This window comes from Plantibacter sp. H53, from assembly GCF_001650455.1.
GTDB classification, from domain to species: domain Bacteria; phylum Actinomycetota; class Actinomycetes; order Actinomycetales; family Microbacteriaceae; genus Plantibacter; species Plantibacter flavus_A.
In genome coordinates this window covers 21,613-38,802 of the sequence record NZ_LWCT01000050.1, presented here as the reverse complement: position 1 = coordinate 38,802, position 17,190 = coordinate 21,613, and the positions used below count along the sequence as shown (strand labels likewise).

15 protein-coding genes are annotated in these 17,190 nt (G+C 68.7%); 6 read left to right on the top strand and 9 right to left on the bottom strand.

Annotation, left to right across the window (positions count from 1 at the left end):
• The first annotated feature begins 120 nt into the window (after positions 1 to 120).
• The 6 genes from tkt to pgl are packed head-to-tail and all read left to right on the top strand — an operon-like array spanning position 121 to position 8,270.
• Positions 121 to 2,211, top strand: coding sequence for a transketolase (tkt, locus tag A4X17_RS17470; protein ID WP_064296932.1), 2,091 nt, complete (start codon positions 121 to 123; stop codon positions 2,209 to 2,211).
• 24 nt (positions 2,212 to 2,235) lie between these two features.
• Positions 2,236 to 3,345: a transaldolase gene (gene tal / locus A4X17_RS17465; protein WP_064296931.1), complete on the top strand. Its 1,110-nt coding sequence runs from the start codon at positions 2,236 to 2,238 to the stop codon at positions 3,343 to 3,345.
• The gene (locus A4X17_RS17460) at positions 3,342 to 4,955 is read left to right on the top strand and encodes a glucose-6-phosphate isomerase (RefSeq protein ID WP_064296930.1); all 1,614 of its coding nucleotides are present in this window, start codon (positions 3,342 to 3,344) and stop codon (positions 4,953 to 4,955) included. Before tal ends, A4X17_RS17460 begins: the two co-directional genes overlap by 4 nt.
• Positions 4,956 to 4,978: 23 nt before the next feature.
• Positions 4,979 to 6,523, top strand: coding sequence for a glucose-6-phosphate dehydrogenase (gene zwf / locus A4X17_RS17455; protein WP_064296929.1), 1,545 nt, complete (start codon positions 4,979 to 4,981; stop codon positions 6,521 to 6,523).
• Positions 6,520 to 7,482, top strand: coding sequence for a glucose-6-phosphate dehydrogenase assembly protein OpcA (locus A4X17_RS17450; RefSeq protein ID WP_064296928.1), 963 nt, complete (start codon positions 6,520 to 6,522; stop codon positions 7,480 to 7,482). The genes zwf and A4X17_RS17450 overlap by 4 nt, the downstream gene beginning before the upstream one ends.
• Positions 7,482 to 8,270, top strand: a complete 789-nt coding sequence (pgl, locus tag A4X17_RS17445; protein WP_064296927.1) for a 6-phosphogluconolactonase — start codon at positions 7,482 to 7,484, stop codon at positions 8,268 to 8,270. The genes A4X17_RS17450 and pgl overlap by 1 nt, the downstream gene beginning before the upstream one ends.
• Before the next feature lie 83 nt (positions 8,271 to 8,353).
• Here pgl and A4X17_RS17440 read toward each other — a convergent pair whose 3' ends face one another.
• From A4X17_RS17440 to uvrC, 9 genes are all read right to left on the bottom strand, one after another.
• The gene (locus A4X17_RS17440; RefSeq protein ID WP_064296926.1) at positions 8,354 to 8,716 is read right to left on the bottom strand and encodes an RNA polymerase-binding protein RbpA; all 363 of its coding nucleotides are present in this window, start codon (positions 8,714 to 8,716) and stop codon (positions 8,354 to 8,356) included.
• Positions 8,717 to 8,802: 86 nt separating this feature from the next.
• Entirely contained in the window at positions 8,803 to 9,051 is a 249-nt protein-coding gene (gene secG / locus A4X17_RS17435; RefSeq protein ID WP_056005661.1) for a preprotein translocase subunit SecG, read from the bottom strand.
• A gap of 135 nt (positions 9,052 to 9,186) precedes the next feature.
• Positions 9,187 to 9,990 (bottom strand): triose-phosphate isomerase, encoded by an 804-nt coding sequence (tpiA, locus tag A4X17_RS17430; protein ID WP_064296925.1) that lies wholly within the window; start codon positions 9,988 to 9,990, stop codon positions 9,187 to 9,189.
• On the bottom strand, positions 9,978 to 11,195 hold the full coding sequence (gene pgk, locus A4X17_RS17425) for a phosphoglycerate kinase (RefSeq protein WP_064296924.1): 1,218 nt from the start codon (positions 11,193 to 11,195) through the stop codon (positions 9,978 to 9,980). The genes tpiA and pgk overlap by 13 nt, the downstream gene beginning before the upstream one ends.
• A gap of 136 nt (positions 11,196 to 11,331) precedes the next feature.
• Positions 11,332 to 12,339: a type I glyceraldehyde-3-phosphate dehydrogenase gene (gene gap / locus A4X17_RS17420; RefSeq protein ID WP_064296923.1), complete on the bottom strand. Its 1,008-nt coding sequence runs from the start codon at positions 12,337 to 12,339 to the stop codon at positions 11,332 to 11,334.
• Between the two features lie 124 nt (positions 12,340 to 12,463).
• Positions 12,464 to 13,090, bottom strand: a complete 627-nt coding sequence (locus A4X17_RS17415) for a superoxide dismutase (RefSeq protein ID WP_064296922.1) — start codon at positions 13,088 to 13,090, stop codon at positions 12,464 to 12,466.
• 155 nt (positions 13,091 to 13,245) lie between these two features.
• A complete protein-coding gene (whiA, locus tag A4X17_RS17410; RefSeq protein WP_064296921.1) occupies positions 13,246 to 14,223 on the bottom strand; it encodes a DNA-binding protein WhiA in 978 nt (325 codons plus the stop codon).
• Between the two features lie 124 nt (positions 14,224 to 14,347).
• Positions 14,348 to 15,229, bottom strand: coding sequence for an RNase adapter RapZ (gene rapZ, locus A4X17_RS17405; RefSeq protein ID WP_064296920.1), 882 nt, complete (start codon positions 15,227 to 15,229; stop codon positions 14,348 to 14,350).
• A 34-nt stretch (positions 15,230 to 15,263) separates the two neighbouring features.
• A complete protein-coding gene (uvrC, locus tag A4X17_RS17400; RefSeq protein WP_079002525.1) occupies positions 15,264 to 17,189 on the bottom strand; it encodes an excinuclease ABC subunit UvrC in 1,926 nt (641 codons plus the stop codon).
• Position 17,190: the final 1 nt, after the last annotated feature.

Below are 17,190 nucleotides of genomic sequence, written 5' to 3'. Positions count from 1 at the left end.
ACCCAGTTCGAAGAGCGGTGTCGTGTGCTCGGACGCCGAAGACGACGTGGGCCGCGAACGCACAGAAGAAGGCTCGACCGCTCGTCGGCCTCCTGTTCCGATGAGAAGGGTCAGTATTCAGTGGCAGATCTGCAGTGGGAAAGCATTGACAGCAAAGCAGTCGACACGGCGCGCATCCTCGCCGCCGACGCGGTGGAGAAGGTCGGCAACGGCCACCCGGGAACGGCGATGAGTCTCGCCCCCGCCGCCTACCTGCTGTTCCAGAAGGTCATGCGACGCGATCCGAAGGACCAGGACTGGCTCGGACGCGACCGCTTCGTCCTGTCGGTCGGGCACAGCTCGCTGACCCAGTACGTCCAGCTCTACCTGGGCGGCTACGGTCTGGAACTCTCCGACCTCGAGGCGCTCCGCACCTGGGGCTCGCTCACGCCTGGTCACCCGGAGTACGGCCACACCGACGGCGTCGAGATCACCACCGGTCCGCTCGGCCAGGGGCTCGCCTCCGCCGTGGGCTTCGCGTACGCGTCCCGCTTCGAGCGTGGCCTGTTCGACCCCGAGGCCGAGGCCGGCACGAGCCCGTTCGACCACTTCGTCTACGTCATCGCCGGCGACGGCGACCTGCAGGAAGGCGTCACGAGCGAGGCCTCCTCGCTCGCCGGTCACCAGCAGCTCGGCAACCTCATCGCGATCTACGACTCCAACCAGATCTCGATCGAGGACGACACCAACATCGCCTTCACCGAGGACGTCAAGGCCCGCTACGAGGCCTACCACTGGCACGTCCAGGTCGTCGACTGGAAGAAGACCGGCGAGTACGTCGAGGACGTCCACGCGCTCAACGACGCGATCGAGGCGGCGAAGGCCGAGACCGACAAGCCGTCGCTCATCATCCTGAAGACCATCATCGGATGGCCGGCTCCCAAGAAGCAGAACTCCGGCAAGATCCACGGTTCGGCGCTGGGCGCCGAGGAGCTCGCGGCCGTCAAGGAGGTGCTCGGCTTCGACCCCGAGCAGAACTTCTTCGTCGCCGACGAGGTCATCGAGCACACCCGCAAGGCGATCGACCGCGGTGCCGAGGCACGTGCCGAGTGGCAGCAGACGTTTGACGCCTGGGCCGCGGCCAACCCGGAGCGCGCTGCGCTGCTCGAGCGTCTCGAGGCCGGCGAACTCCCCGAGGGTGTCGAGTCGGCGCTGCCCGTGTTCGAGGCCGGCAAGGACGTCTCGACCCGCGCCGCATCCGGCAAGGTGCTCAACGCCCTCGGCCCGGTCATCCCCGAGCTGTGGGGCGGTTCGGCCGACCTCGCCGAGTCGAACAATACGACGATCGAGGGCGGTGCGTCGTTCATCCCGAGCGAGCACTCCACCCACGAGTGGACCGGGAACCCTTACGGTCGCGTCCTGCACTTCGGCATCCGCGAGCACGCCATGGCCGCGATCCTCAACGGCATCGTCCTGCACGGCCCGACCCGCGCGTTCGGTGGCACCTTCCTCATCTTCAGCGACTACATGCGTCCGGCCGTCCGTCTCGCCGCGCTCATGAACGTGCCGTCCATCTTCGTATGGACCCACGACTCCGTCGCCCTCGGTGAGGACGGCCCCACCCACCAGCCGATCGAGCAGCTCGCCTCGCTCCGTGCCATCCCGAACCTCGCCGTCGTGCGACCGGGTGACGCGAACGAGGTGGCCTATGCCTGGCTCGAGATCCTCAAGCGTCGCGGCGGCCCGACCGGCATCGCGCTGACCCGTCAGAACATCCCGGTGTTCGAGCGCGGCACGGGCGACGCCACCGGCGAGACCTTCGCTGCAGCGTCGAACGTCGCCAAGGGTGCGTACATCCTCGCCGAGGCGCCGGGTGGAACGCCGGACGTCATCCTCATCGCGACGGGCTCCGAGCTCCAGCTCGCCGTCGAGGCCCGCGAGGTCCTGCGCGGCGAGGGCGTCAACGCCCGCGTCGTCTCGGTGCCCGCATTGGAGTGGTTCGAGGAGCAGTCCGCCGAGTACCGCGAGTCCGTCCTCCCGAAGGCCGTCACCGCACGCGTCTCCGTCGAGGCGGGTCTCGGCCTGACCTGGAAGAGCATCGTCGGCGACGCAGGCCGGACCGTGTCGATCGAGCACTTCGGTGCGTCCGCCGACTACAAGACGCTGTTCCGTGAGTTCGGCATCACCACGGAGGCAGTCGTCTCCGCAGCACACGAGACGCTCGGCAAGTAGCCCGGGCGAAGGAGACAGAAGAACATGACTGAAACCCCAACCGCCCAGCTGTCCGCCGCCGGCGTCAGCATCTGGCTCGACGACCTCTCCCGCGGACGCATCCAGTCCGGTGGGCTGGAGCAGCTCATCGCCGACCGCAACGTCGTCGGTGTCACGACGAACCCGACGATCTTCGCGTCCGCGCTCAGCAACGGCGACGTCTACGCCGAGCAGGTCGCCCAGCTCGCCGCCGACGGCAAGGACGTCACCGAGGCAGTCTTCGAGATCACCACCGACGACGTGGCCGCGGCATCGAAGATCTTCCGTGGGGTCTACGACGCCTCGAACGGGTACGACGGCCGCGTGTCGATCGAGGTCGAGCCGGGCTTCGCGCACGACGCCGCCGCGACGATCGAGCAGGCCAAGCAGCTCTGGGCCAAGGTCAACCAGCCCAACGCGATGATCAAGATCCCCGCGACGGTCGAGGGCCTCGAGGCCATCACCGCCGTCATCGGCGCCGGCATCAGCGTCAACGTCACGTTGATCTTCAGCCTCACCCGCTACCGCGAGGTCATCAACGCGTTCCTCACCGGTCTCGAGCAGGCGAAGGCCGCGGGCCACGACCTCTCGACGATCCACTCGGTCGCCTCGTTCTTCGTGTCGCGGGTCGACACCGAGATCGACAAGCGTCTCGACGCGATCGGCAGCCCCGAGGCGACCGCACTGAAGAGCAAGGCCGGCGTCGCGAACGCCCAGCTCGCCTACCAGGTCTTCGAGCAGGAGTTCGCGAGCGAGCGTGCCACCGCGCTCCTCGAGGCCGGCGCCAACAAGCAGCGTCCGCTCTGGGCGTCGACGGGTGTCAAGTCCGCCGACCTCCCCGACACGCTCTACGTGACCGAGCTCGTCGCCGACGGCGTGGTCAACACCATGCCGGAGAAGACCCTCGAGGCGACCTTCGACCACGGCGTCATCACCGGCGACACCGTCACCGGCTCCTACACGGCTGCGAACGAGGTCCTCGACGCCATCGCCGCACTCGGCGTGTCCTACGACGAGGTGACGGCGCTGCTCGAGCGTGAGGGCGTCGAGAAGTTCATCGTGTCCTGGGACGAGCTGCTCGAGACCGTGAAGACGGCTCTGGAGGCCTCCAAGTGAGCTTCAAGATCCGCGTGAGCGGCGCGGCGGAAGCCGCTGTCGCATCGGTGGTCCCCACGCTCGTCAGCGACCTCGTCGCGTCGCGCATCACGGACCAGGACCCCACGCTGTGGGGTCCTGCGGCCGAGGCCGAGGCGTCCAAGCGCCTCGGCTGGGTCCAGGCGGTCTCCATCTCCCGCCCGCTGGTCGAGCCGATCCTCGCGCTCCGTGAGCAGTTCAACGACGAGGGCATCGACCACATCGTGCTCGCGGGCATGGGCGGTTCCTCGCTCGCACCCGAGGTCATCACGAACACGCTGGGCGGCAACCTCACCGTCCTCGACTCGACCGCTCCCGGTCAGGTCCTCGCGGCCCTGGCGGACCGCCTCGAGACCTCGGTGCTCGTCGTCTCCTCGAAGTCCGGCTCCACGGTCGAGACCGACAGCCAGCGCCGTGCCTACGAGGCCGCGTTCACGGCTGCGGGGATCGACCCCGCCGGCCGCATCGTCATCGTCACCGACCCGGGCTCCCCGCTCGAGGCGGCGGCGAACGAGGCCGGCTACCGGGTCTTCAACGCCGACCCCAACGTCGGCGGTCGCTACAGTGCGCTCACCGCCTTCGGACTCGTGCCGTCCGGTCTGGCCGGTGTCGACATCGGCGCGCTGCTCGACGAGGCCGACGCGGTACTCGGTGAACTCGCGATCGACGACGCTTCGAACCCGGGACTCATCCTGGGCGCGGCGATCGGCGGCACCGTTCCGCTGCGCGACAAGGTCGGTCTCATCACCGACGGGACGCACATCGTCGGATTCCCGGACTGGGCCGAACAGCTCATCGCCGAATCGACCGGCAAGTCCGGTCGCGGTCTGCTGCCTGTCGTGCTCAACCCGCTCGCTCCCGAGCTCGAGTCGAAGCCGGCCGACCTCCAGATCGTCCGCATCGTCGACGATGCCCACGAGTTCCACCTGCTGCGCCACGACCGCCACGAGGGCGAGATCCTCGTCAGCGGCAGCCTCGGCGCGATGATGCTGGTGTGGGAGTACGCGACCGTCGTCGCCGGGCGCCTCATCGGCATCGACCCGTTCGACCAGCCGGACGTCGAGTCTGCGAAGGTCGCCACCCGTGGTCTGCTCGACAACCGTCCGGAGCCCGAGGCACCCGCCTTCGTCGCCGACGGTGTCGAGGTCCGAGGCTCGGCCGGTCTGCTCGACGGCGTGACCACCCTGTCCGGCGCCGTCGAGGCACTGCTCGCGCAGCTGCCCTCCGACGGCTACGTCGCGATCCAGGGCTACGTCGACCGTCTCGCCTCCCCGCAGCTCGAGAGCATCCGCGACCTCGTCGCGGCGAAGGCGGCACGACCCACGACCTTCGGGTGGGGTCCCCGCTTCCTGCACTCGACGGGTCAGTACCACAAGGGCGGCCCCGCGAACGGCGTATTCCTGCAGATCACCGAGACGGCCCCCGTCGACCTGGAGATCCCCGAGCGCCCGTTCACCTTCGGCCAGCTCATCGAGGCCCAGGCGGGCGGCGACGCCCGCGTCCTCGCCGAGCACGGTCGTCCGGTCCTCACGCTGACCCTCACGTCGCCGGACCAGAACATCGTCACCCTCTTCGACGCCGTCAACGACTAGCGCGTCACTGCACAAGGAGCTTCATGTCCCCGGTGGAAATCACCCCGGAGTCCAACCCGCTGCGGGTGGACACCGACCGACGCCTCAATCGGATCGCCGGTCCGAGCGGCCTCATCATCTTCGGCGTGACAGGCGACCTGTCCCGCAAGAAGCTGATGCCGGCCGTGTACGACCTGGCGAACCGGGGCCTCCTGCCCCCTGGCTTCTCACTCGTCGGGTTCGCCCGACGGGACTGGGAGGACCAGGACTTCATGGAGGTCGTCCACGAATCCGTCAAGCAGTACGCCCGGACCGAGTTCCGAGAGGACGTCTGGAACCAGCTCGCCCAGGGCATCCGGTTCGTCCCCGGTGAATTCGGTGACGACGCGGCGTTCGAGAAGCTGAAGGAGACCATCGAGGAGCTCGATGCGGATCGCGGGACGATGGGCAACCACGCGTTCTACCTCTCGATCCCGCCGAAGGCCTTCCCGCAGGTCACCGAGCAGCTCCGTCGCTCGGGACTCGCGGAACCCGCTGACGGTCAGTGGCGCCGGGTGGTCATCGAGAAGCCGTTCGGCAGCGACCTCAAGACGGCTCGCGAGCTGAACGACATCGTGCAGTCGGTCTTCCCGTCGGACTCGATCTTCCGGATCGACCACTACCTCGGCAAGGAGACCGTCCAGAACATCCTGGCGCTCCGGTTCGCGAACCAGCTGTACGAGCCCATCTGGAACGCCAATTACGTCGACCACGTGCAGATCACCATGGCCGAGGACATCGGCGTCGGGGGTCGTGCCGGGTACTACGACGGCATCGGAGCGGCGCGCGACGTCATCCAGAACCACCTGCTGCAGCTCCTCGCCCTCACGGCGATGGAGGAGCCGATCTCCTTCAACGCGGCAGACCTGCGCGCGGAGAAGGAGAAGGTCCTCGCTGCCGTCCGCCTCCCCGACGACCTCGGGGCCGCGACGGCCCGTGGGCAGTACGCCGGTGGTTGGCAGGGTGGCGAGCACGTGCTGGGCTTCCTCGACGAGGACGGGATGAACCCGGAGTCGACGACCGAGACCTACGCGGCCATGCGGCTCGACATCAACACGCGTCGGTGGGCCGGCGTGCCGTTCTACCTGCGTGCCGGGAAGCGCCTCGGACGCCGCGTCACCGAGATCGCGGTCGTCTTCAAGCGTGCTCCGCAGTACCTGTTCGCGGAGAGCCAGACCTCGGCGCTCGGCCAGAACGCCTTGGTCATCCGCGTCCAGCCCGACGAGGGTGTCACCATCCGCTTCGGTTCGAAGGTCCCGGGTGCCGGCACCCAGGTCCGCGACGTCACCATGGACTTCGGCTACGGCCACGCCTTCACCGAGGCGAGTCCCGAGGCGTACGAACGTCTCATCCTCGACGTCCTGCTGGGCGACCCGCCCCTCTTCCCCCGTCACGAGGAGGTCGAGCTCTCCTGGAAGATCCTCGACCCGATCGAGGAGTACTGGGCCGCTCAGGACACGCCGCTCGAGCAGTACGCTCCCGGCACCTGGGGCCCCTCCTCGGCCGACGACCTCATGAACCGCGACGGACGCACCTGGAGACGACCATGATCGTAGACCTGCCAGACACGACCACGAGCAAGCTCTCGAAGGCGCTCGTGACCATCCGCGAGGACGGCGGCGCCGTCGCCCTGGGTCGCGTGCTCACCCTGGTGATCTCGACGCGGCTCGGAGCCGAGGAGGAAGCCATCGAGGCCGCCAACGAGGCCTCCCGCGAGCACCCCATGCGGGTCATCGTCCTCTCCACGGAGCACGACGACCAGCAGTCCTCCATCGGCGACCGGCTCGATGCCCAGATCCGCGTCGGCGGCGACGCCGGAGCGAGCGAGGTGGTCATCCTCCGCGCCTACGGTGCGGTGGCCGAGAACGAGGAGAGCCTCGTGACCGGTCTGCTCCTGCCCGACGCACCCGTCGTCGCCTGGTGGCCCGGTGAGGCACCCGAACGCGTCTCGACGTCACCGATCGGCCGCATCGCCCAGCGTCGTATCACCGACGCGTCCGCGGCGGCGGACACCCACGCCGCGCTTCGCGGTCGCGCGGCGAACTACGCCCCCGGAGACACGGACTTCGCATGGACCAGGCTCACGCTCTGGCGTGCCCAGCTCGCGGCGGTGCTCGACCAGCCGCCGTACGAGCCCGTCACGGCGATCGAGGTGTCCGGAGCATCGGACTCCCCGTCGACCGAGCTGCTCGCCGCCTGGCTCCAGTTGCAGTTGCAGGTCGACGTGACCCACGAGCTCAGCATGGCCCACGGGTCGAGCGGCATCCACGGTGTCCGCCTCACGCGGGCGTCCGGCAACGTCGTCCTCGAGCGACCCGTTCCCGACATCGCGACGCTGATCCAGCCCGGACAGCCGACGCACGACCTCTCGCTCCCCCGTCGCAGTCTGCGCGACTGCCTCGCCGAGGAACTCCGCACGCTCGACCCGGACGTCTTGTACGGACAGGTCATCACCGTGGGCCTCCCCGGCCTCGGCGAGCCGGTCACGCTCCGCGCTCGGACCAGCTGATGCCGACCGAGCGACGCGTCCTCGTCTATCAGGACCGCGACCAGCTGACGACCTCGGTCGCCAAGCGGTTCCTGTCCCGAACCCGTGAACTGCTCGAGTCGCAGGAGACGGTCCACGTCGTCCTGACCGGCGGGACGGTCGGCACGGGGACGCTCGCCGCCGTGGCGGCGTCGAAGGACCGCGACCGGGTGGACTGGTCCCGGGTGCACCTCTGGTGGGGAGACGAGCGCTGGGTCGCTCGGGACGACGCCGATCGGAACGAGTTGCAGGCACGGGAGGCCTTGCTGGAAGCTCTGCTGGCGCTTCCGGAGCGTGGCCTCGTCGCCGAACACGTGCACGGATACCCGGCGCCGGAGGACGGCATCGACCTCGACGCCGCTGCGGTGCGGTACGCGGACGAGCTCCGTCGGTTCGCGCGACCCGGCGAGGACCACCCCCGGTTCGACATCACGTTCCTGGGTGTCGGTCCCGACGGTCACGTCGCGTCGCTCTTCCCGGAGCGGGCCGAGGTCTCGGTCACCGACACCTCGGTGGTCCCGGTGCGGAACTCCCCCAAGCCGCCATCGGAACGACTCAGCCTGACGCGGCCGGCCATCAACTCCTCCGTGCGGGTCTGGCTCGTCCTCGCCGGCACCGACAAGGCGTCGGCACTCGGCCTCGCCCTCGCGGGTGCCAGCTACAACGAGGTCCCCGCCGCCGGGGCCAAGGGACGCAAACGGACGGTGTTCTTCGTCGACCAGGATGCTGCCGCCGAGGTCCCGGATTCGTTGATCCTGCCGGAGTACTAGCAGAGGCCGGCCGCCGAGCCGGTGCCAGCATGCAGAAAGGCCGTTCCCCGAGGGGAACGGCCTTTCCACATATGTGGTCCTGGTTACTTCGCTGCCGTACCGCGGCGTGCACGGAGCTGCTGGAGTGCTTCTTCGAGCAGCTGCTCGGCTTCTTCCTCCGTGCGCCGTTCCTTCACGTAGGCGAGGTGGGTCTTGTACGGCTCGAGCTTCGCGACCTCCGGCGGGTTCGCCTTGTCGCGACCGGCCGGCAGACCGGACGTCGGGCAGTCGATCGTCTCGGGGATCTCCTCGTCGGGGACGTTCGCCGCGAAGTGGCGGACCGTCTCGTTGCCGAGGGCGTCCCAGTAGGAGATGGCGATGCGGTCCGCGTGGTAGCCGTGGTCCTGCTCGCCCATGGGACCGGCGCCGACGCGTGATCCCCTGATAGCGCTTCCGCCTGATGCCATGGTGTTTCCTCTTTCTCGTACTGTCGAGAGTGGTTCGGGTGTGGTGCGTCGAGTTGCGTCCCCGGGATCGGGGCTTCGCGGCCGGTCTAGGCGGCGGCGAACTTCGTCAGGAGCCCGATCACGACGATGCAGGCGCCCCAGGTCAGGCCGAGGATGACGGTGAAGCGGTTGAGGTTGCGCTCGGCGACCCCTGACGAACCGAGGTTGCTGGAGGAGCCGCCGCCGAACATGTCGGACAGACCGCCGCCGCGGCCCTTGTGCAGCAGGATCAGGAAAGTGAGCAGGAGGCTGGTGATGCCGAGCAGCACCTGCAGGATGACCTGGAGAATCTCCACGTGAGACCTTTCGCATTCGCGTTCAGAGGGGCTGAACCGCCGTCCAGTATACCTCGACGGTTCAGCGGACACGGCTCGGCCCGCGGCTGGTGCCGCGGGCCGAGCCGTGTCGGTACTGCTGGTGCAGCAGGTCGGTCAGAGTCCGACGTGCTGCGAGAAGCGGGCGATCCCGGCGAACTCGTCGGCGAGCAGGCTCGCACCGCCGACGAGGGCACCGTCGACGTCGGGTTCGCGCATGAAGCCGGCGATGTTCGAGGCCTTCACCGAACCGCCGTAGAGGATCCGCGTGCGCTGCGCCGCCTCATCGCCGAGGACCTCGGCGAGCGTGCTGCGGAGAGCGGCTGCGACCTGCTGCGCCTGGTCGGGCGTCGCCGCCTGACCGGAACCGATGGCCCACACCGGCTCGTAGGCGACGACGATGTCCGCGTCCGGTGCGAGTCCGTCGATGGCAGCCTTGAGCTGCGCCACGGGGACGGCCGACGGGCCGTGTTCCTCGAGGTCTTCGGCGGTCTCACCGATGCAGATGACGGGGACGAGGCCGTGTCGCACGGCTGCGGCCGTCTTCGCCTGGACGACCTCGTCGGTCTCGTTGTGCAGGGTGCGGCGCTCGGAGTGTCCGACGAGCACGTAGCGGCAGTCGAGCTTCGCGAGGAACGCTCCGGAGATCTCACCGGTGTAGGCGCCAGCGTCGTGCTGCGACAGGTCCTGCGCGCCGTAGGCCAGCTTGAGCTTGTCGGCGGCGACGATCGTCTGGACCGAGCGGAGGTCCGTGAACGGCGGGAAGATGGCCACCTCGGCGTCGGCGTAGTCGTGCTTGCCGTCCTTGAGCGTCCAATCAAGCTTCTGGACGAGCGCGATCGCCTGGAGGTGGTCCAGGTTGAGCTTCCAGTTGCCGGCGATCAGGGGCACACGCGTGCGCCCGGGGGTTACTGCTGCCATCCGAGGACCTCCAGTCCAGGCAGACGCTTGCCCTCGAGGAACTCGAGGCTGGCGCCGCCACCAGTTGAGATGTGACCGAACTGGTCATCATCGAAGCCGAGCGCACGAACCGCTGCGGCCGAGTCACCGCCACCGACGACGCTCAGGCCGTCCGTGCGGGTGAGTGCTTCAGCGACCGCGCGCGTACCGGCGGCGAAGGGCGCGAGTTCGAACACGCCCATCGGGCCGTTCCAGAACACCGTCTTGGACGCGGCGACGATCTCGGCGAACGCTGCAGCCGTGTCCGGTCCGATGTCGAGTCCGAGCCCTGCGGCACCGAACGGGGTGTCCTCGATTGCGTCGGCCGGGCGCACGACGTGCTCGGCGTCGGCGCCGAACGCCGAGGCGACGACGACGTCGGTCGGCAGGACGATCGTCACGCCGAGCTCGTCGGCCTTCGCGAGGTACCCGCGGACGGTCTCGATCTGGTCCGCTTCGAGCAGGCTCGAACCGACGGCGTGCCCCTGGGCGGCGAGGAAGGTGAACAGCATGCCACCGCCGATGAGCAGCGAGTCGACGCGCGGCAGCAGATGGCCGATGACGCCCAGTTTGTCGGACACCTTCGAGCCGCCGAGGACGACCGTGTAGGGGCGCTCCGGGGTCTCGGTGAGACGGTCGAGGACCTCGAGCTCAGCGGCGATGAGCAGTCCGGCAGCGCTCGGGAGCAGCTTGGCGAGCTCGTACACGCTCGCCTGCTTCCGGTGGACGACACCGAAGCCGTCGGAGACGACGACGTCGCCGAACGCGGCGAGCTTGGCGGCGAACGCCTCGCGTTCGCCGGCGTCCTTGCTGGTCTCGGCGGAGTTGAAGCGCAGGTTCTCGAGCAGCACGACGTCGCCGTCGGTCTGTGCGGCGACGGCGTCGGTCGCGGCACTGCCGACGGTGTCGGCGGCGAAGGTCACGGGCTTGCCGAGGAGTTCGGACAACCGCTGCGCGACGGGCGCAAGGCTGTACTTCGCGTCGGGTGTACCGTCGGGCCGGCCGAGGTGCGAGACGATGACGACACGCGCACCCTGGTTGATGAGCGCGTTGAGGGTGGGGAGTGCCGCGCGGATGCGGCCGTCGTCGGTGATGACGCCGTCCTTCAGCGGGACGTTGAGGTCGAGGCGGACGACGGCTCGGCGACCGCTGAGGTCGCCCAGCGAGTCGAGGGTGCGAAGGGTCATGAGGAGGGTCTTTCTCTGCGCTGAGCCACGACCACCGACGAAGCCGAACGGGCGCCCTGAAGATGATTCAGGACGCCCGTTCGGACCACACGGTGTCTGGCTGCTCGGGTGAGGAGTGCGGCAGACAGCCGGTTGGTTAGAGGCGGTCCGCGACGTACTCGGTGAGGTCGACGAGGCGGTTCGAGTAGCCCCACTCGTTGTCGTACCACGAGGCGACCTTGACCTGCGAGCCGATGACCTTGGTGAGGCCGGCGTCGAAGATCGAGGAGTGCGGGTCGGTCACGATGTCGCTCGAGACGATCGGGTCCTCGGTGTACTTCAGGATGCCCTTGAGGGGGCCCTCGGCGGCGGCCTTGTACGCGGCGTTGATCTCCTCGACCGTGGCCGGGTTGGTCAGCTCGACCGTGAGGTCGGTGATCGAACCGGTCGGGACCGGGACGCGCAGGGCGTAGCCGTCGAGCTTGCCGACGAGCTCCGGGATGACCAGGCCGAGAGCCTTGGCTGCACCGGTGGAGGTCGGGATGATGTTGACGGCGGCGGCGCGTGCACGACGGAGGTCGCTGTGCGGGCCGTCCTGCAGGTTCTGGTCGGCGGTGTAGGCGTGGACCGTGGTCATGAGGCCACGCTCGATGCCGAAGTTGTCGAGCAGGACCTTGGCGAGCGGCGCGAGGCAGTTCGTCGTGCAGGACGCGTTCGAGATGATGTCGTGCGTCGCGGCGTCGTAGGTGCCCTCGTTGACGCCGAGGACGATCGTGGCGACGTCGCTGCCCGTGGCGGGAGCCGACACGAGGACCTTCTTGGCGCCGGCGGTGATGTGCTTGCGGGCGTCGTCGGACTTCGTGAAGCGACCGGTCGACTCGATGACGATGTCGACGCCGAGCTCGCCCCAGGGGAGGTCGGCGGGGTCGCGCTCCGCGAGCACGATGATGGGCTTGCCGTTGACGATGATCTTGTCGCCGTCGAGCTCGACCGTGGCGTCCAGACGACCCGTGATGGAGTCGTACTTCAGGAGGTGGGCGAGCGCCTTGTTGTCGGTGAGGTCGTTGACAGCGACGATCTCGAGGTCGCTGCCCTTGGCGAGGGCGGCGCGGAAGAAGTTGCGGCCGATGCGGCCGAAGCCGTTGATGCCGATCTTGACGGACACAGATGACTCCTGATACTGAGGCGCCAGACGGCGCGATTGTACGGTCTGCTCGGAGTGAGCGCCCTCCCCGAGTGAGGAGGAAGGTGGTCCGTCCCGGCCCGTGGGACCGGGACGGACCGGTCAACTACGACAGTACCAGCAGGCCGTTGGTCTGCTTGCGCGCGACCTCGAAGCGTGCCTGGACGTCGGCCCAGTTGACGATGTTCCAGAACGCCTTGACGTAGTCGGCGCGGACGTTCTTGTAGTCGAGGTAGTAGGCGTGCTCCCAGACGTCGAGCAGCAGCAGCGGGACGGTACCGGCCGGGAAGTTGCCCTGCTGGTCGAAGAACTGCTGGATGTTGATGCGCTGACCGAGGGTGTCCCAGGTGAGCGCGGCCCATCCGGATCCCTGCACGCCGAGCGCCGCGGCGGTGAAGTGCGCCTGGAACTTGTCGAAGCTGCCGAAGTACTCGTCGACGGCCGACTCGAGCTCGCCGGTCGGCTTGTCGCCGCCGTCCGGGGAGAGGTTGTTCCACCAGATGGTGTGGTTGACGTGACCGCCGAGGTTGAACGCGAGGTCCTTCTCGAGCTTGTTGACGTTCGTGAAGTCGTTGGCGTCACGGGCCTCAGCGAGCTTCTCGAGGGCCGTGTTCGCACCGGCCACGTAGGTGGCGTGGTGCTTGTCGTGGTGGAGCTCGGTGATGGTCGCACTGATGTGCGGCTCGAGCGCACTGTAGTCGTACGGCAATTCGGGCAGTGAGTAAACAGCCATTCTTCGTGATCTCCTCGTGTTGTCCCGTGCGCTGTCTGCACACGGCTCTGAGCGTCATCACCCAGTCTAGTGAGCGGCAACCGTCGGGGGTCGGGGCTTGTTCCCAGCATGACGAACCGCGACGATGGCGGGTCGGCGAGGATTCACGAGCTGGTTCAGTCCTCGTAATCCGCCGGGAGGTTGGCGTCCGTGCCCGGGATGCCGAGATCGCTCGCGTGCTTGTCCGCCATGGCGAGCAGGCGCCGGATGCGGCCGGCGATGGCGTCCTTCGTCATCGGAGGGTCGGCGAAGTGGCCCAGTTCGTCGAGGCTGGCCTCACGGTGGTCGAGGCGCAGGGCACCGGCGTACTGCAGGTGGTCGGGGACCTCGTCGCCCAGGATCTCGAGGGCGCGCTCGACGCGCGCGCAGGCCGCCACGGCCGCCTGGGCGGAGCGGCGAAGGTTGGCGTCGTCGAAGTTGACGAGGCGGTTCGCGGTCGCCCGGACCTCCTTGCGCTGCCGCATCTCCTCCCAGGAGGTGACGGTGCCGGTGGCACCCATGAGCGACAGCATGCCGCTGATCGCGTCGCCCTCGCGGATGACGACCCGGTGGATGCCGCGGACCTCCCGCGCCTTCGCGGAGACACCGATGCGGCCGGCGGCACCGACGAGCGCCATCGCGGACTCGTTACCGGGGCACACGACGTCGAGCGACGCAGATCGGCCGGGGTCGGTGAGGGACCCGGTGGCGAGGAACGCTCCCCGCCAGACGGCGGCGAGTTCGTCGCGCGACCCGGTGGTCAGCCGGTTCGGCAGCCCGCGGACCGCACGCCGTCGTGCGTCGAGGAGTCCGGTCTGTCGGGCGAGGGTCTCGCCTCCCTCGATGACGCGCACCACGAACAGGCTCGGTTTGCCCGAGCTGCCGGGGTTCTGCACCAGGATCTCGCTGCGGATCCCGTAGAGCTCGCCGATGTCGCGACGCACCCGCTGGGCGAGGGTCGGACTGTCGAGTTCGGCTTCGATCGCCACGCGTCCGGAGATCGTGTGGAGTCCGCCGGAGAAGCGGAGCAGGGACGCGAGCTCGGCCGCTCGGACCGAGTTGCGGGTCTCGCGGACGAGCGCCAGTTCGTTCTTGACGTCGGCGGTGAGGGCCACGGTGGTTCCTATCTGTCGTGATCGCGCCGTCGGAGTGCGGCGTCGATCCTGCATGTTCGCGATCCGGAGGCGTGGTGCCTCGGACCGTTCGGGCTCCGCCGCGGCTGCGTCGGGCCCGTGGGCGTCATTCGCGCCCGAGGTCTCGGTGCCGGACGTGCACGGCGACGCCGGACTGGTTCCGCAGTCGGTCGGCGAGCTCGAGGGCGACCGCGACCGAGCGGTGCTTGCCCCCCGTGCAGCCGACGGCGATGGTGACGTGACGCTTGTTCTCACGCTGGTACCCCGCGAGGACGGGCTCGAGGGCGTGGGCATAGCTCTCGAGGAACTCGGCGGCTCCGGTCTGCGAGAGCACGTACTCACTGACCTCGGGGTCCTGACCGCTCAACGCACGCAGCTCCGGAACCCAGAACGGGTTCGGGAGGAACCGCATGTCGGCGACGAGGTCCGCATCAGGCGGCAGGCCGTACTTGAACCCGAAGCTCAGCACGGTGACCTGGACACCCGGTGTCTCCGCGCCGGCGAAGAGCTCACGCGTGGTCGTGGCGAGCTGGTGGATGTTGAGGTCGCTCGTGTCGATGATGACGTCACTCGACTCACGGATCTCGCTCAGTCGGTGACGCTCGGCCACGATGCCGTCGAGGATCGTCCCCTCGCCCTGCAGCGGGTGCGGCCTGCGGACGGCTTCGAACCGGCGGACGAGCGCCGCGTCGGTCGCCTCCAGGAAGATCATGCGGAGGTGCGTCCCGCCCCGGAGCGCCGGCACGATCTCCTGCAGCTCGCTGAAGAAGTCGCGGCCCCGGACGTCGACCACCGCGGCGATCCGCGGCAGACGTGATCCGGCGCGCTCGGCGAGGTCGACGAGGGGACGGAGCATCTGCGGGGGCAGGTTGTCGACGACGTACCAGCCGAGATCCTCGAGCGCGTTCGCGACGGTGGAGCGTCCGGCGCCGGACATCCCCGTGACGATGAGGACTTCCTGCTGGTGCTGCGGCTGGCCCGGGGTCATCGACACGCTTTCCTCGAAGGTCTGAAGTCCCAGCCTACCCATTCCGCGAGGCCTGCGAGGGCTGTGCGGAGCCGGAGGTCAACGCCTCGTGCACCGTGGCCGCCAGTTTGTCGCCGATGCCCTTGACCTCGGTGATCTCGGCCGGCGTCGCGGTCTTCAGGCGCGCGACGGATCCGAAGTGCTTGAGCAGCTCGCGGACCTTCGCCGGACCGAGCCCGGGGATCTCGCCGAGGACGGTCGAGATGTCGCGCTTCCGCTTCTGGCGCTGGAAGCTGATGGCGAACCGGTGCGCCTCGTCGCGGACCCGCTGGAGGAGGAACAGCGCTTCGCTCCCCCGCGGCAGGATCACCGGATACGGGTCCTCGGGCAACCAGATCTCCTCCAGTCGCTTCGCCAGTCCGCACAGGGTGATCCCGGTCAGGCCGGACTCCTCCAGCGCACGCGCGGCGGCGGCGACCTGCGGTTGCCCGCCGTCGACGATGAGGAGCTGCGGCGGATAGGTGAACTTCCGGCGCTTGCGCTCCCCCGTGGTCTCGTCGACCGTCTCGACGGGCTCGGACGACGTGAGGTGCGCGAGTCGCCGGGAGACGACCTGGTAGATCGAGTCGGTGTCGTCGGTGGACTCGGCGACGCCGAAGCGGCGGTACTCGTCTTTCCGGGACAGCCCATCCTCGAAGACCACCATCGACGCGACGATGTTGGTACCGCTCAGGTGCGACACGTCGAAGCACTCGATCCGCAGCGGCGCCTCGGGCATCCCGAGCGCATCGCGGATGTCCTCGAGCGCCTGCGTCCTGGCCACGAAGTCGGAGCTGCGCCGGGTCTTGTAGAGCATGAGGGCCTGCTTGGCGTTGACGACCGCGGTCTCCATGAGCGTCGCCTTCTCGCCGCGCTGGGCGACGCGGAGGGCGACCTTCGAGCCGCGGCGTTCGGCCAGCCAGTCCTCGAGGCTCTCGGCGTCGTCCGGCAGTTCCGGAACGAGCACCTCTCTCGGGACCTCGGTCCCGCTCGCGGCGGCGTACACCCGTTGGACGACGCTGTCGACGAGCTCGGCGGTCGACATGTCGAGCTCCTTGTCGACGGTCCACGACCGCACACCGCGGATGCGGCCGCCACGGACGATGAACTGCTGCACCGACGCGGCGAGCTCGTCGTGGTCGATGCCGAACAGGTCGGCGTCCACGGCGTCGCGCAGAACGACCGCGCTCTTCGCGAGCACCTGGTCGAGCGCCTGGAGCTGATCCCGGTAGACGGCCGCGGACTCGTAGTCCTGGCGGGCCGCGGCGGCCTTCATGTCGGCGGTGATGCGCGTCGTGAACCGGCGGTCGTTGCCGACCATGAACGAGACGAAGTCGTCGACGATCGCGCGGTGTTCCTCGATGGTGACCTTGCCGGAGCACGGCCCTCCGCACCGCCCGATCTGCCCGGGGAAACAGGGCTTCCCCGAGGCCATGGCCCGCTTGTACGCCGAGTCGGAGCAGGTGCGGATCGGGAAGACCTTGATCATGAGGTCGACCGTGTCGTGGACGGCCCAGATCTTCGGGTACGGGCCGAAGTACTTGGCCCCCGGGATCCGGGTGTTCCGGGTGACCATGACGCGCGGTGCCTCGTCACCGAGGGTGACCGCGAGATATGGGTACGACTTGTCGTCGCGGAACTTCACGTTGAACGGCGGGTCGTACTCCTTGATCCACGTGTACTCGAGCTGCAGCGCCTCGACGTCGCTGCCGACCGTCGTCCAGGTGACCCCGGTCGCGGTCGTCACCATGCGGCGCGTGCGCTCGTGGAGGGTGTGCAGGGGCGCGAAGTAGTTGCTGAGCCTCGCCCGGAGGTTCATCGCCTTGCCGACGTAGAGCACCCGGCCCGAGTCGTCGCTGAAGCGGTACACGCCGGGCATGGTGGGGATCTCCCCCGCCTTCGGCCGGTACGCCAGACCACTTCCGCCGCGGACGGCCGCCACG